Annotated in this window: 14 protein-coding genes and 1 tRNA gene; all 15 read right to left on the bottom strand. The window is 66.9% G+C overall.

Features of this window, described 5'->3' with window-relative positions; translation table 11 throughout:
• Window positions 1-585 precede the first annotated feature (585 nt).
• The 15 genes from VER16_RS12970 to VER16_RS12900 all read right to left on the bottom strand — a co-directional run bounded on the left by VER16_RS12970 (window position 586) and on the right by VER16_RS12900 (window position 15,209).
• A tRNA-Ser gene (locus VER16_RS12970) sits at window positions 586-678 on the bottom strand.
• Between the two features lie 79 nt (window positions 679-757).
• A complete protein-coding gene (csrA, locus tag VER16_RS12965) occupies window positions 758-961 on the bottom strand; it encodes a carbon storage regulator CsrA (protein ID WP_079221459.1) in 204 nt (67 codons plus the stop codon).
• 151 nt (window positions 962-1,112) lie between these two features.
• Window positions 1,113-3,761 (bottom strand): alanine--tRNA ligase, encoded by a 2,649-nt coding sequence (gene alaS, locus VER16_RS12960; RefSeq protein ID WP_324808755.1) that lies wholly within the window; start codon window positions 3,759-3,761, stop codon window positions 1,113-1,115.
• A 111-nt stretch (window positions 3,762-3,872) separates the two neighbouring features.
• The gene (recX, locus tag VER16_RS12955) at window positions 3,873-4,361 is read right to left on the bottom strand and encodes a recombination regulator RecX (protein WP_324808753.1); all 489 of its coding nucleotides are present in this window, start codon (window positions 4,359-4,361) and stop codon (window positions 3,873-3,875) included.
• Between the two features lie 111 nt (window positions 4,362-4,472).
• Window positions 4,473-5,510 carry a recombinase RecA gene (gene recA / locus VER16_RS12950; RefSeq protein ID WP_324808751.1) on the bottom strand — a complete coding sequence of 346 codons (1,038 nt, stop codon included), beginning with the start codon at window positions 5,508-5,510 and terminating at the stop codon, window positions 4,473-4,475.
• 218 nt (window positions 5,511-5,728) lie between these two features.
• Complete coding sequence (gene lexA, locus VER16_RS12945; RefSeq protein WP_324808749.1) at window positions 5,729-6,364, bottom strand: transcriptional repressor LexA; 636 nt, start codon at window positions 6,362-6,364, stop codon at window positions 5,729-5,731.
• A gap of 176 nt (window positions 6,365-6,540) precedes the next feature.
• Complete coding sequence (ubiB, locus tag VER16_RS12940; protein WP_324808747.1) at window positions 6,541-8,223, bottom strand: 2-polyprenylphenol 6-hydroxylase; 1,683 nt, start codon at window positions 8,221-8,223, stop codon at window positions 6,541-6,543.
• Window positions 8,224-8,258: 35 nt separating this feature from the next.
• Window positions 8,259-8,759, bottom strand: a complete 501-nt coding sequence (locus VER16_RS12935) for a CinA family protein (protein WP_174213499.1) — start codon at window positions 8,757-8,759, stop codon at window positions 8,259-8,261.
• A gap of 61 nt (window positions 8,760-8,820) precedes the next feature.
• A complete protein-coding gene (locus VER16_RS12930) occupies window positions 8,821-10,128 on the bottom strand; it encodes an MFS family transporter (RefSeq protein WP_324808744.1) in 1,308 nt (435 codons plus the stop codon).
• 373 nt (window positions 10,129-10,501) lie between these two features.
• Complete coding sequence (hflX, locus tag VER16_RS12925) at window positions 10,502-11,812, bottom strand: ribosome rescue GTPase HflX (protein ID WP_324808742.1); 1,311 nt, start codon at window positions 11,810-11,812, stop codon at window positions 10,502-10,504.
• A 14-nt stretch (window positions 11,813-11,826) separates the two neighbouring features.
• The gene (gene hfq / locus VER16_RS12920; protein WP_116865406.1) at window positions 11,827-12,105 is read right to left on the bottom strand and encodes an RNA chaperone Hfq; all 279 of its coding nucleotides are present in this window, start codon (window positions 12,103-12,105) and stop codon (window positions 11,827-11,829) included.
• 96 nt (window positions 12,106-12,201) lie between these two features.
• Complete coding sequence (gene miaA / locus VER16_RS12915) at window positions 12,202-13,155, bottom strand: tRNA (adenosine(37)-N6)-dimethylallyltransferase MiaA (RefSeq protein ID WP_324808738.1); 954 nt, start codon at window positions 13,153-13,155, stop codon at window positions 12,202-12,204.
• The gene (folP, locus tag VER16_RS12910) at window positions 13,155-14,051 is read right to left on the bottom strand and encodes a dihydropteroate synthase (protein WP_324808736.1); all 897 of its coding nucleotides are present in this window, start codon (window positions 14,049-14,051) and stop codon (window positions 13,155-13,157) included. Before folP ends, miaA begins: the two co-directional genes overlap by 1 nt.
• 114 nt (window positions 14,052-14,165) lie before the next feature.
• Complete coding sequence (locus VER16_RS12905) at window positions 14,166-14,669, bottom strand: hypothetical protein (RefSeq protein WP_324808735.1); 504 nt, start codon at window positions 14,667-14,669, stop codon at window positions 14,166-14,168.
• 351 nt (window positions 14,670-15,020) lie between these two features.
• Complete coding sequence (locus tag VER16_RS12900) at window positions 15,021-15,209, bottom strand: hypothetical protein (protein WP_108768472.1); 189 nt, start codon at window positions 15,207-15,209, stop codon at window positions 15,021-15,023.
• Between the last annotated feature and the right edge of the window lie 32 nt (window positions 15,210-15,241).

Raw genomic sequence — 15,241 nt, 5'->3', positions numbered from 1 at the left:
CCCTCGTCTGCGCTGACGGAGGAGCTGCACATCACCATGATCGTCGCAGCGGGTATCGGCGCATTGCTTGCCTTCACCACCTGGTGGCTGGCAATCATTGGTGCCTGCACCGGTACAAGGTTTGTGACGCGCTCTGATCATGTACTTCTCCTCGAACAGCGCAGATGCAGACGCGTAAGCGGTCTGCGCGCTGATCGCAGCTACAAGTGTGGTCCCTCCGGACCACACGGCCCCAGATGCTGCACGCAGCGGCGGCAACCTGGGGCGTTACCGCCTTCGGCTGCACACCTGCACCCGGCAGGACCGTGCACAACGCGCATCAGATCAGCGCCCTGTGTGATTCATGCATCGACGCGCAATCAAGGAATCGCCCTACGGTTGGCAGCTCGCTCCCACCAGGAGCGCGCAGCCTTCAGATTCGCCCACCACCCGCCACGCGCGCATTTCCTCTGTCCAGTGGCCCCCGAGTGCCTGGCAAGTGCAGCTGCACCGCAGAACGCGCGACAGGTTGCGAACAGGTGCAGCGACATCACATGCAACGAAAAACGCCCGCAGATCCAGGATCTGCGGGCGCTTTCTTGTATCTGGCGGAGCGAGAGGGATTCGAACCCTCGATAGAGCTTTTGACCCTATACTCCCTTAGCAGGGGAGCCCCTTCAGCCACTCGGGCATCGCTCCGGGGTTTTCTCCGCGTCTGGTGCGGTGCACCTCAGCGGGGCGTGAATCATAACGTTAATCAGACGCGAAGGTAAAGCTTTTATTCGCCGGAATTTTCACTTCCGGTGCTGCCGGCTTCATCACCACGCTGGATGCGCTGGTAGATCTCTTCGCGATGCACAGCAACGTCCTTCGGTGCGGTGATACCGATGCGCACCTGGTTGCCCTTGACGCCGAGCACGGTGACGCTCACCGAGTCTCCGATCATCAGGGTTTCGCCGACGCGGCGAGTCAAGATCAACATTTTAGTAAGTCTCCATGGAACCGTGTGGAAGGGTATCCCCCACCGGCTTGACGCTCCGTCAAGAAGCGTCCCCACGACAAAGGGAAAAGATTTCGCAATGGTACCGTCAGCCGTCCCGCTCCTACAAGGAGGGGGACGGCAGGGGTTCACATCACAGGCGGGGGCTGACCCATTCGACAACCGCGGCCAGAGCGGTAGCAAGGGCGGGCCCGTCCTCGCCACCACCCTGGGCGAGGTCCGGGCGTCCGCCGCCCTTGCCCCCGATCTGACTGGCGATATGGGACAACAGTTCCCCGGCCTTGACCTTGCCCATTGCACTGCCGTTCACGCCCGCGACCAGGGCGGCCTTGCCGTCCTGGGTGCCGGCCAGCACGATCACGGCGTTGCCCAGCTGCTGCTTCAGGCGGTCCATGGCATCACGCAGGGCCTTGGCGTCGAAACCTTCCAGGCGGGCGGCCAGCACCTTCACACCGGCAACCTCGACGGCCTGGCCGGAGAGATCGGCGGTGGCGCCGGCGGCGACCTTGGCCTTCACGGCCTCCAGCTCGCGCTCCAGCTGCTTCTGGCGCAGGCCCAGGGCGCGGATCTTCTCGACCACGTCCGCGGCGCTGCCGCCCAGCAGTTCCGCCGCTTCGGCCAGGCGGGCCTCTTCGGCCGCCACATAATCAAGCGCACCCTGGCCGGTGACCGCCTCGATGCGGCGCACGCCGGCCGAAACACCGCCTTCGGAGGTGATCTTGAACAGACCGATGTCGCCGGTGCGGCTGACGTGGGTACCACCACACAGTTCGGTGGAGTAGTCACCCATCTTCAGCACGCGCACGTTCTCGCCGTACTTCTCGCCGAACAGGGCCATCGCGCCGAAATCCAGCGCTTCCTGCATGCCCATGTTGTGCACTTCGGCGGCGTTGTTGGCGCGCACCTGCTGGTTGACCTTGCGTTCGATCACGGCCAGTTCTTCGGCGCTGATCGACTGGAAGTGCGAGAAGTCGAAACGCAGGCGGTCCGGTGCGACCAGCGAACCCTTCTGCTGCACGTGGGTGCCCAGCACTTCGCGCAGGGCAGCGTGCAGCAGGTGGGTGGCCGAGTGGTTGAGGATGGTGGCGCCGCGGCGCTCGCCATCGACCTGGCCGGACAGCACGTCGCCGACCTTCAGGCCGCCTTCGGACAAAGTGCCGACGTGGCCATGGAACTGGCCCGCGAACTTCTGGGTGTCGCTGACCGCCAGACGCACGCCGTTGCCGGCGAGCACGCCGGTGTCACCGACCTGGCCGCCGGATTCGGCGTAGAACGGGGTCTGGTTGGTGATGACGATCACAGCGTCGCCGGCCTCGGCCGACTGCACCGGGCGGCCGTCCTTGAGCAGGGCCAGCACGGTCAGGCCGTCGGCCTGCAGGCGGTCGTAGCCCAGGAACAGGGTCGGGGTCAGGGTCGCCACCAGCTCGGCCGGCAGGGTCACACCACCGCCGAACTTGCCGGCGGCACGCGCGGTCTCGCGCTGCTGCTCCATCGCAGCGTCGAAACCGTCGGTATCAACGGTCAGCTCGCGCTCGCGGGCGATGTCCTGGGTCAGGTCCAGCGGGAAGCCGTAGGTGTCGTACAGGCGGAACGCGTCGACGCCGGGAATCACGCCATTGCTGGCCTTGGCCGCCACGTCCTCGAAGATCTTCATGCCGGCGTCGAGGGTTTCAGCGAAACGCTCCTCTTCGGCCTGCAGCGCACGGACCACGGTGTCGGCCTGGGCCGGCAGTTCCGGGTAGGCCTCGCCCATCAGCTCGACCAGGGTCGGCACCAGCTTGCTGAAGAACGGCTGGCGCACGCCCAGCATCCAGCCGTGGCGCAGGGCGCGGCGGATGATACGGCGCAGCACGTAGCCACGGCCCTCGTTGGACGGCAGCACGCCGTCGACGATCAGGAACGAGCAGGCACGGATGTGGTCGGCGATCACGCGCAGCGACTTGTTCTCCAGGTCGGCCATGCCGGTCAGCTCGGACGCCTTGCGGATCAGCGCCTGGAACAGGTCGATCTCGTAGTTGGTGTGCACGTGCTGCAGGATCGCCGCCAGACGCTCCAGGCCCATGCCGGTGTCCACGCACGGTGCCGGCAGCGGCACCAGGGTGCCGTCGGTCTGGCGGTCGAACTGCATGAACACCAGGTTCCAGATCTCGATGAAGCGGTCACCGTCTTCATCCGGCGAGCCCGGGGGGCCGCCCGCGATGTGGTCGCCGTGGTCGTAGAAGATCTCGGTGCACGGGCCGCAGGGGCCGGTGTCGGCCATCTGCCAGAAGTTGTCCGAGGCGAACGGAGCGCCCTTGTTGTCGCCGATGCGCACGATGCGCTCTTCCGGAATGCCGACCATGTCGCGCCACAGCGCGTAGGCTTCGTCATCGGTCTGGTAGACGGTGACCAGCAGGCGCTCGGCCGGCAGCTTCCAGACCTGGGTCAGCAGCTCCCATGCCCAGGCGATGGCGTCCTTCTTGAAGTAATCACCGAAGGACCAGTTGCCCAGCATTTCGAAGAAGGTGTGGTGACGGGCGGTGTAGCCGACCTGGTCGAGATCGTTGTGCTTGCCACCGGCACGCAGGCAGCGCTGGACGTCGGCCGCGCGCACGTAGCTGCGCTTTTCCGCGCCCAGGAACACGTCCTTGAACTGGACCATGCCGGAGTTGGTGAACAGCAGGGTCGGATCATTGCCCGGCACCAGCGGCGCCGACGGCACGATGGTGTGGCCTTTGCCCTTGAAGAACTCAAGGAAATCGCTACGGATCTGGGAGGTCGTGAATTTGGCGGGTGCGTTCATTGAGGGGGCTGGCAGTGTGCGGGCCGGCAGCCCCGAACCGCCGGCCTCACTGGCCAGGGTCGTAACGGACCGCCGAAAACCTAAAGGGTATCAGGCCCGGCGCCGCCAGTCTCAGTCATCCGGGTCGAAGCGGGTCGCACGACGGATGCTGTCCCCGTCGAAGCCCCTCCGTGCCAGCAGATCGGCGGCCTTGCGCCGCTGTGCCAGGTCCTGCGGACCGTCCTCGCCGAAACGGCGGCGGACCAGATCGCGGGCATTCTCCTGCCAGTCGCCCTCGTAGGTGTCCATGGCAGCGGCGATTGCCGCACTGTCCAGCCCATGGGTACCCAGTTCGGCACGGACGTGGATGGGCCCATAGCCGGTGTTGGCGCGCATCCGGACGAGATTTTCCGCAAAGCGGGTGTCGTCCTGCCAGCCGGCCTCGGTCAGCTTGGCCACGGCAGCCTCGGCGGCCTCGCCCTCGATGCCACGGGCGGTCAGCTTGCGGGTCAGCTCTTTGCGCGAATGCTCACGCCGCACCAGCAAGCCCAGGGCACGCTGTACGGGGGTCTGTTCGCGCGGCCGGCGCTTGCGGCCGGTGGGGGCGTCGGCATCGGACATTGCTTACTCCAAGGGTGGCGCCGTCCCTGGCACCCTGCCCGTCCGTGGGCGGTTCGAACCTGCGGGACAGAGCGACGTCACTGACGGCGCCGCCCTGCCCCACAGCAAGCCTTACTCATCGTCACCTTCGTCGTCGCCTTCCTCGCGGGCGGCTTCGGCCGGCTGGAACTTCTCGCGCAGCTCGGCCTCGAGCTTGGCGGCGACGGTCGGGTTGTCGCGCAGGTAGCCGCGGGCGTTGTCCTTGCCCTGGCCGATGCGCTCTTCACCGTAGCTGTACCAGGCACCGGCCTTCTCGACCAGCTTGGCATCCACGCCCATGTCGATCAGCTCGCCTTCACGGCTGATGCCTTCGCCGTACAGGATCTCGGTGATGACCTGCTTGAACGGGGGCGCCAGCTTGTTCTTGACGACCTTGATCTTGGTCTGGTTGCCGATGATCTCGTCGCCCTTCTTGATCGCGCCGATACGACGGATGTCCAGGCGCACCGAGGCGTAGAACTTCAGCGCGTTGCCGCCGGTGGTCACTTCCGGGCTCTGGCCCGGCATCATCACGCCGATCTTCATGCGCAGCTGGTTGATGAAGATCACCAGGGTGTTGGAGCGCTTGATGTTGCCGGTCAGCTTGCGCAGCGCCTGGCTCATCAGGCGGGCCTGCAGGCCCGGCAGCTGGTCACCCATTTCGCCTTCGATTTCGGCCTTGGGGGTCAGCGCGGCGACCGAGTCGACCACCAGGATGTCCACCGAACCCGAACGCACCAGCATGTCGGCGATTTCCAGCGCCTGCTCACCGGTATCCGGCTGCGACAGCAGCAGATCGTCCACGTTCACGCCCAGCTTGGCGGCGTAGATCGGGTCCAGTGCGTGCTCGGCGTCGATGAAGGCAGCGGTGCCGCCCATCTTCTGGCATTCGGCGATGGCCTGCAGGGTCAGGGTGGTCTTGCCCGACGACTCCGGACCGTAGATTTCAACGACACGACCCTTCGGCAGACCGCCGATGCCCAGCGCGATGTCGAGCATCAGCGAGCCGGTCGGGATGGCTTCGACGGGCTCGACCACGCGGTCGCCCATGCGCATCACCGAGCCCTTGCCGAACTGCTTCTCGATCTGGCCCAGAGCAGCAGCCAATGCGCGCTTTTTGTTCTCGTCCATCGTGTTGCTCCTAGCAGAGGTCATGTCGTTGGGGGTGCTGTCTTTCGGGGTCTTCTTTGCCATGGGTTCACTTTAAGTCGGATGTATCGCACAGGCTGAGATTCTGCCCGGCGCTCAGAAAAGAATTATCGGACATCCGTACCAACCTCAGTGGAACCAGAGAATCGCCACAAAAGACCGCGGGGTAGTGCTGGTGGAACAGGGCTGCTGCCAGTGACTCAGCGGTTGGGCCGCAGCAGGCCGCAGTACAGGCCCTCAATCGCGAAATCCTGGTCGGGCAGGACCTCGATCGGCTTGTAGTCGGGGTTGCGCGGCAACAGGCGGATGCGGTCCTTGCCGATCTTCAGCAGCTTTACGGTGATCTCGTCATCGATGCGGGCCACCACGATCTGCCCGGAATGGGCGTCGCGGGTGCGGTGCACGCCGATCAGGTCACCGTCGAAGATGCCCTCGTCGATCATCGAATCGCCCTGCACCTTCAGCAGGTAATCCGGCGCCGGCGAGAAGAACACCCGGTCCAGCACCACGAAATCGTCCGAACCGATATCCGCACCAATCGGCAGGCCGGCGGCGACCCGGCCCAGCACCGGCAGGCGCAGGACGCTGTCGGGCAGGCCCGGTTCGGCCAGCTTTTCGATCGGCGGCGCCTGCACCAGGCGGATGCCGCGGGCCTGGCCGGGAATGCGACGGATCGCACCGGCCTGCTCCAGGGCTTCCAGGTGGTACTGGGCCGCGCGCACGCCCTTGAAGCCGAAGGCGCGGGCGATTTCAGTCTGCGACGGCGGTGCGCCTTCGCTCTCGATACGCTCGGCGATCAACTGCAGGATCGCCTGCTGGGTGTCGGTCAGGTCCATGGTTAGTAGTATTACTACTAATACACAGGGGCGCAAGTGCCCCGGGCGGGTTCGGTAGTGCCGAGCCCATGCTCGGCAATCGGCAATCGTCGCCGGGCATGGCCCGGCGCTACCAGAATCGCTTTGCAATTCTGCGGTTCCTTTGGAACCGCGACAGGCGCACTTCGTGCACCTGCCTACGTGTGCTTGCCGCTTCTCCAGATCGAGAACAGGATCCACACGCCGCAGAAGCCGGCGCCGACGAAGCCGCAGACCCCCAGCGCCAGCAGCCAGCGGCTGGAGACGCCGCCGACGCTGTGCATGACGATGGACGAGCCGATGATCAGCGCCGCGGTGACAATGCCCATCACCAGGCGGTTGGCGGCGCGGTTCACCTGGTCGCCGAAGCCCTGCAGGGCGCTGGTTTCCACCTTCAGCTGCAGGCGCCCGCGGCGGGCGGCCTGCACCAGCTTGCGCAGGTCACGCGGCAGCTCGCCAGCGAAGTCGATCATGCCCAGCAGGCTGCGCCGGCCGCGCTTGAGCAGCGCTCGCGGGGCGTAGCGCTGCAGCACCACCCGCTCCAGGAACGGCCGGGCGGCGCTGGCCATGTCGAAATCCGGGTCGAGCTGGCGGCCCATGCCCTCCAGGGTCAGGAAGGCCTTGATCATCAGCGCCAGGTCGGCGGGCAGGGTCAGGCTGTAGCTGCGCAGCAGCTGGGTGATGTCCCCCAGCATCAGGCCGATGCGCAGGTCCTTCAGCGGCACGCCGCGGTACTGGTCGACGAACTGGCTGATGTCGTGCTGCAGCCGGTTCTCATCGACTTCCACCCCACCGGCCCAGTCCAGCAGCACGTCCGCCACGCCCTGCGGGTCCTGTTCGACCAGGCCATGCAGCAGCTGCGCGACCTGGAAGCGTCGCACTTCGGACAGCGCACCCACCATGCCGAAATCGATCACGCCGATGCGGCCGTCGCGCAGGTAGATGATGTTGCCCGGGTGCGGATCGGCGTGGAAGCTGCCGTCCTCCAGCACCATCTTCAGCACGATGTCGGCACCGCGCCGGGCCAGCTCACGGCGGTCCAGCCCGGCCGCGTCCACGCCGGCCAGATCGCGACCGGGAATGCCGTCGACGAAGTCCTGTACGTTCAGGCTCTCGCAGGTCCACGGCCAGTGCACTTCGGGGATCAGGATGTCGTCGCGGCCCTGGAAATTACGGCTGATGCGCTCGGCGTTGCGGCATTCGGCGGCAAAATCCAGCTCGCGGCGCAGTGAAACGGTGAACTGCTGGACCACTTCGGCCGGGCGGTAGCGGCGCAGGTCGGGCAGCCGCGCTTCGACGATCTCGGCCAGCCGCGCGAGCAGGCGCAGGTCGGCTTCGACCACGTCGCGGATGCCGGGGCGGCGCACCTTCAGCACCACTTCGCGGCCGTCATGCAGGCGCGCGCGATGGGCCTGCGCCAGCGAGGCCGCCGCCATCGGGGTTTCATCGAGGAAGGCGAACACCTGCGACGGCGACGCGCCGAGGTCGGATTCCAGCTGTTCGCGGATGGCCGCATACGGCAGCGCCGGCACCGCGTTCTGCAGCTCGGACAGCTCGGCGATCCATTCCGGCGGCAGCAGGTCGACACGGGTGGCCAGTACCTGACCCAGCTTGACGAAGGTCGGGCCGAGATCCTGCAGGGCGCTGCGCACGCGCACCGGCGCGGTCATGCGCAGCATCTGCTGGCTTTCCTCGTTCCAGTGCAGCAGCCGGCCGGCGCGCTCGAGCACGGCGGCCAGGCCGATGCGCCGGACCACGTCGCCGAAGCCGTAGCGGATCAGGACAGCTGCGATTTCCTGCAGCCGGCCCAGGTCACGGACGGTACCCAGCGTCTCCCACATCGATGCCTACTCCGGTTCCATACCGGGCCAGCATGTCACAGCTGGGCGTCGATGCCATGCAATGCCGCCGCCACGGTCTGCCGCCGTATGGCTTCGCGGTCACCGTCGAACTGGAACAGTTCGGCGCGGGCGTAGCCGCCGCGGCGCTTCCAGCCGATCCAGACACTGCCCACCGGCTTGTCCGGGCTGCCGCCACCGGGCCCGGCGATGCCGGTAACGGCCACGGCGATGCCGGCACCGGAATTGATCAGCGCGCCGGACACCATTTCCAGCACGGCCTCACGGCTGACCGCACCGAACTGCTCCAGCGTCTGCGCGCGCACGCCCAGCAGGCGTTGCTTGGCTTCGTAGCTGTAGACCACCATGCCGCAGTCGAAGAACGCCGAGGAACCGGCGATATCGGTCATGCACTTGGCGATCCAGCCACCGCTGCAGCTTTCAGCGGTGACCAGTTGCAGCGCGGCCTGCTGCAGGCGCTGCCCAAGCGCGGCGGCCTGGGCATGGAGATCGGCGTCGGAGGGGAAGGACATCGGCATGGATCGAGGTAGCAACGGTCATCTTGTACCGCAGATCGGCAGCGCTGTCCTCCCCTGCCCTTCAGTGGTCGTGGTGCAGGTAACGGGCCTGGCGCGGCAGGCGCAGGCTGACCAGGAAGGCCACCACCATCATCACCGTGACGTACCAGAAGAACAGCTGCTCGTGGCCCAGGCTCTTCAGGCCCAGCGCGGCGTACTCGGCGCTGCCGCCGAAGATCGCGTTGCCGATGGCGTAGGCCAGGCCGACGCCAAGCGCGCGCACCTGCGGCGGGAACATCTCGGCCTTCACGATGCCGGAGATGGAGGTGTAGAAACTGACGATGGCCAGCGCCAGCACGATCAGGCCAAACGCCGCCCACGGGCTGCTGACGTGCTGCAGGGTGATCAGGATCGGCACGGTGGTGAGCGCGCCCAGCGCACCGAACAGCATCATGCTGGTGCGGCGGCCGATACGGTCGGACAGCATGCCGAACAGCGGCTGCATGCACATGTACAGGAACAGCGCGCCGGTCATCACGTAGCTGGCGGTCTTGATCGGCAGGTGCACCGTGTTGACCAGGAACTTCTGCATGTAGGTGGTGAAGGTGTAGAAGATCAGCGAGCCGCCGGCGGTGTAGCCAAGCACGGTGAAGAAGGCCGCTTTGTGGTCACGGAACAGCGCCGACAGACTGCCGGCATCCTTATCGCCGCGATCGGCCTCGCTCTGCGTTTCGTGCAGGGTGCGGCGCAGCAGCAGCGCGACCACGGCGGCGACGGCACCGAGCACGAACGGGATGCGCCAGCCCCAGGCGCGGATTTCCGCCTCGCTCAACAGCGCCTCCATGATGACGATGACCAGCACCGCCAGCAGCTGGCCGCCGATGAGGGTGACGTACTGGAAAGACGAGAAAAACCCTCGCTGGCCGCGCAGGGCGACCTCGCTCATGTAGGTGGCGGTGGTGCCGTATTCGCCGCCCACCGACAGACCCTGGATGAGCCGGGCGACCAGCAGCAGGACCGGGGCCATCGCGCCGATGGTGGCGTAGGTCGGCAGGCAGGCCACCATCAGCGAGCCGCCGCACATCATGCTGACCGAGATCAGCAGTGACTTCTTGCGACCCAGGCGGTCAGCGATGCGGCCGAACAGCCAACCGCCGATGGGCCGCATCAGGAAGCCGGCGGCGAACACGCCTGCCGTGTTGAGCAGCTGCACGGTCGGGTTGGAGGCGGGGAAGAACGCGCCGGCAAAGTAGATGGCGCAGAACGCGTAGACGTAGAAGTCGAACCATTCCACCAGGTTGCCGGAGGAGGCCGACATGATGGCGAACACGCGGTGGCGTTTTTCCGCCGCAGTGTACTGGGGCAGTGCGTCAGGGCTGACGTGGGACATGGAAGGGACTCCGGGGTGCCGTGGGGGCAGACCTTCGGATCATCCGCCCGGCGGGCGTGAGGGGATGTGCACTATCGGGCGGCTGGAGTGCGGTAATCGGCCGGGAGTGCGATATGGAGTGTTCCAGCAGGGCTTGCAGCCCTGCACCTGCAGCAATCAACGGCAACGGCAACGTCAACGTCAAATGCTGCTATCCGTGGGAGGGCGGGGCACTGTGGGTTCGCGGGGACGCCGTGAACCCACAGTGCCCCGCCTTCGACAGATTTCTGCGGGCTGTCGGAAAGGCGCTCTGCTTTGGTAGGTGCCGACCGTTGGTCGGCACGGGGTCAGAGCCCTTTGCGCAGCAAAGGGCTCTGACCCCACCCGTCGTGGTTTACCACTCCGGCAGTTTTTCCGGCAGCAGGGCGCGGATCGGGCCACCGTCGGGGCTGGCGGCCAGCTTCTCGGCTTCGGCGATCGGGATGTCGACCTGCAGCATCCAGCCGTCTTCGTCGGCCGCTTCGCTGCGGATCACTTCCAGCTGGTGCAGGCGCGCGCGCAGGCGGCCGGCGCTGGGCGGGAGGCGCAGTTCGCCGGTGATGTGCTGCAGGCCCAGCCGCTTGCCCAGCACGCTCTGCAGCAGTTCCAGCCCTTCGCCGTCGCGGGCCGAGATCCAGACCCGCTCGCGGCGCGAGGGATCGGGGATGCCGTCCTGGCCGTCGTGGCGTACTTCGGCACCCTCGATGCGGTCGATCTTGTTGAACACCAGCAGCTGCGGCAGATCGCCTGCACCGACCGCGGTCAGGACCTCATCGACCTGGGCGATGCGCTCCTCGCGGTGCGGATCGGCGGCGTCGACCAGGTGCAGCAGGAAATCGGCCTCGCGCGCTTCGGACAGGGTCGAGCGGAACGCGGCGACCAGGTCATGCGGCAGGTCGCGGACGAAACCCACGGTATCGGCCAGCACCACGCTGCCACCGGGCACGGCGATGCGGCGCACCGTCGGGTCCAGGGTAGCGAACAGCTGGTCGGCGGCGTACGCCTCGGCGCCGGTCAGGGCATTGAACAGGGTCGACTTGCCGGCATTGGTATAGCCAACCAGGGCCACGCGCGGCAGTTCGCTGCGCAGGCGTGCGCGGCGCATCTGGGTGCGCTGCGTTTCAACCTTTTCCAGCCGCTTCTGCAGCTGCTCCACCCGCTTCTGCAGCAGGCGGCGGTCGGTTTCCAGCTGGGTTTCACCCGGGCCGCGCAGGCCGATCGAACCACCGCGCTGACGCTCAAGGTGGGTCCAGCCGCGCACCAGCCGCGTGGCCATATGGCGCAGCTGCGCCAGCTCGACCTGCAGCTTGCCTTCGTGGCTGTGCGCACGCTGGGCGAAGATGTCCAGGATCAGGCCGGTACGGTCGATCACCCGGCGCTCCAGGAAGCGTTCCAGGTTGCGCTCCTGGCCCGGGCTCAACGAATGGTTGACCAGCACCAGATCCGCGCCGGTTGCGTCAGCTGCAGCCTTGATCTCGTCCAGCTTGCCGCTGCCGATGAGGGTCGACGGGTTGGGACGATCCAGGCGCGCGGTGATGGTGGCGGCGATGCTGGCCCCTGCCGAGCGGGCCAGATCACCGAACTCTTCCAGCACGTCTTCTTCCAGCTTGCCGAAATGGGGCTGGATCAACAGGGCGTTTTCACCCTTTTTCGAGCGGTCAAACATTCACCGCTCCGCAATTACTCGTCTGCTTCATCACCCGCCTGACCATCATTCTCACCTGACTGCACATAGCCACCACCCGGCCCGACCTTCACGTTACGCGCCGGCACCACGGTGGAAATGGCGTGCTTGTAGACCATCTGGCTGACGGTGTTGCGCAGCAGGACCACGAACTGATCGAACGATTCGATCGTGCCCTGCAGCTTGATGCCGTTGACCAGGTACACCGAAACCGGCACGCGTTCGCGCCGCAGTGCGTTCAAGAAAGGATCCTGCAGCGATTGCCCCTTGGACATTGCTAACTCCTGATTATTGTTCTTATTGGGTTGCCGGCGGATGCCGCGGCCCCCGAGCCGCCCGCCGACCCATGATGGTACACGGCCAGCGGCGGTTCAGCGTGCGACGAAGGTCGACACCGCGCCGGACAGGCGCTCGTGGTCGATATGGGGGTCGAACCAGCGGGCATCAAGCTCGCCACGCAGCCAGGTCAGCTGGCGCTTGGCCAGCTGCCGGGTGGCGAAAATGGCCTTGTCACGGAAGCGGGCGGCGTCGCCCTGCCCGTCCAGGAATTCCCAGGCCTGGCGGTAGCCGACCGCGCGCACCGCCGGCAGGTCCAGCGGCGCGGCCACCGCCGCCATCTGCGGCAGCGCCCGCAGGGCGCGCACCTCGTCCAGGAAGCCCTGCCCCAGCATGGCGTCGAAGCGCGCCTCGATGCGCTGGTGCAGCACGGCCCGGTCGCACGGGGCCAGGATCAGTTTCAGGGTCCGCACCGGCAATGGCGCCACGCCGGGGCGGCGCTGCCATTCAGTGATCGGGGTGCCGGTCAGCCGGTAGACCTCCAGCGCCCGCTGGATGCGCTGCGGGTCGGTGGCATGGATGCGTGCGGCGGCGGCCGGGTCGACCTGCGCCAGCTCGGCATGCAGGGAGGCCCACCCGCGTTCGGCGGCCTCGGCACTGAGCACCTCGCGCATTGCCGGGTCTGCCTCGGGCATCGGCGAGAGTCCCTGCAGCAGGGCGCGGAAATACAGCCCGGTGCCGCCAGCGAGGATCGGGGTCTTGCCGCGGGCGACGATGTCGGCCACCACGCGACCGGCATCGGCGGCGAACTCGGCCGCCGAATAGGTCTGCCAGGGATCGCGCAGATCGAGCAGATGGTGCGGCGCCTGCGCACGCTCGGCGGCGTCGGGCTTGGCCGAACCGATGTCCAGGCCGCGATAGACCAGCGCCGAATCGACGCTGACGATCTCACCGTCCAGCTCCTGGGCCAGGCGGATCGCCGTGGCGGTCTTGCCACTGGCGGTCGGGCCCATCACTGCGATCGCCAGCGGACGCTGGTCGACAGCCATCAGTCTTCGTCCGGCCAGCGGGTCGACGGGGCAGCATCGACGCGGGGTGCGGGCACCGCGTCCACGGCCTCCCAGATCTTCAGGGCATCGACCGTGGCGGCCACGTCATGCACACGCACGATGCGGGCGCCGCGCTGCACGGCGATCAGGTGCGCCGCCACCGACGCGGCCACGCGCTCGGTCGCCACCTCGCGGCCGGTCAGCTCACCCAGGCTGCGCTTGCGCGACAGGCCGGCCAGCATCGGCACGCCCAGCTCGAGGAAGCGCTCGGAACGGGCCAGCAGGGTCATGTTGTGCGCGGTGGTCTTGCCGAAACCGAAGCCCAGGTCAATCAGCAGGTTCTTCCTGGCGATGCCGGCCATCTCGGCAGCAAACAGGCGCTGCACGAGGAAACCGTGGACCTCGGCCACCACGTCGTCGTAATGCGGGTCGGCCTGCATGTGGCCGGGTTCGCCCTGCATGTGCATCAGCACCACCGGCACCCCGGTATCGGCGGCCGCGTCCAGCGCGTCGTCCTGACGCAGGCCGAAGATGTCGTTGATCATGCCGGCGCCGGCCGCCACGGCCGCGCGCATCACCTCGGGCTTGAAGGTGTCGATGCTGATCGGCACGGTGGTGCGGGCGGCAAGCTGTTCAATCACCGGCAGCACGCGCTGCAGTTCCTCTTCCACCGACACCGGCGCCGCACCCGGGCGGGTGGATTCGCCGCCGATATCGAGCAGGTCGGCACCCTCCTCCACCAGCTTCAGGCCATGGGCCACGGCGGCATCGGTGCTGTCGTGCGCGCCACCATCGGAGAACGAATCCGGGGTGACGTTGACGATGCCCATGACCCGGGCGCGGTCCAGGCGCAGGATGCGACCGGCGCAGTCGAGCTGGGGGGAGATATCGAACATGGGCAATCCTGCGGGCAACAGCGGCTAGTTTAAGTCCGCAGGACTACGCGCTGCACGGCGGGTGTGTGCCGGCCCGTTGCCGGCACATCTCCCTGAAGCGCCGATCCGACCCGGTCAGAGGTCGCCCAGGCGCGCGTTGTCTACCGGGGCAGCCAGCCAGCCCGCCAGATCTTCGCCAATCGCGTTTACGGTGCGGTCGAGCACCGTGCAGGACCCCTTGAAACCAGCAAACGCACCACCGCGTGAGATCCGGCGCGCCGTGACCGTCGCGACCTGATGGCCGTCCTCGAACAGCACACCACGCACCGCAGCCGACTTGAAGTGCCCGGCAAAGGCATTGCCTGCGCTCTGCGCCTCGACCAGCTCAAGCTTCAACGAGCGGCCGCTGCCGCTGTCGGCCCCTACCGGCCCGGACACGATGGTGTTGCCGTGGCGGCTGGCGTTGGAAGCCAGCGACTGCGCCAGCGTGGCGCCGATGCTGCACTCGCTCTTGATGGCCTCGGCGATGATCGCCGATTCACTGAAAGGTACCGGCTGGACGACACGGATTTCAGCGGCGGCGGCGGGCAGAACAAACGTCGCCAGCCCTGCCAGGGCAAGCGGAAGCAGCAGTTTCATGGTGATCCCCTGTAAACCCGGCCTCCCCCTATGGCGGCCGTGGTGGCGCATCCTGACCCGCAGCAGCGGTAACACGCAAGGCCCGCCCCATCCACGCATGGCGTGGATCTACCGTGTCGACCAAGGTCGGCACCTACCAACAGTCGCGGGAAACTGTCAGAGGTGGGGTGGTGTGGGTGGGCAGGACCGTTGGCGCCATGGATGGCGCCATCGAGCCCCCATGGATGGGTTTACGGCGTGTCCTGACCACCCACACCGTCCCGCCATCCCACGGATAGCCCGCTTTTGACGCCGACGTTGACGTTGAAGCTGCTTCTGCAGGTGCAGGGCGCAGCCCTGCCGGGAAAACCCTCAACGCTGCCGGCGGCGCTTCCGGTCCACGTACAGGGTCTTGATGATGCTCAGCAGGATGCCAACGGCGATGCCGACACCGCAGCCCAGCAGCAGGTTGTCCACGCTCAGGCCCACGGCGACGCCGACGATGGTCGCGATGACCATTTCAACGGTATGGGAGATCGGTTGCGGCGGGGGAACGGACATGCAGGCTCCAGCATAAGGCAGGGAATTCGGTC

This window comes from Stenotrophomonas sp. (genome assembly GCF_035634915.1).
GTDB lineage: Bacteria > Pseudomonadota > Gammaproteobacteria > Xanthomonadales > Xanthomonadaceae > Stenotrophomonas.
This window is presented reverse-complemented; position numbering and strand designations above follow the sequence as displayed.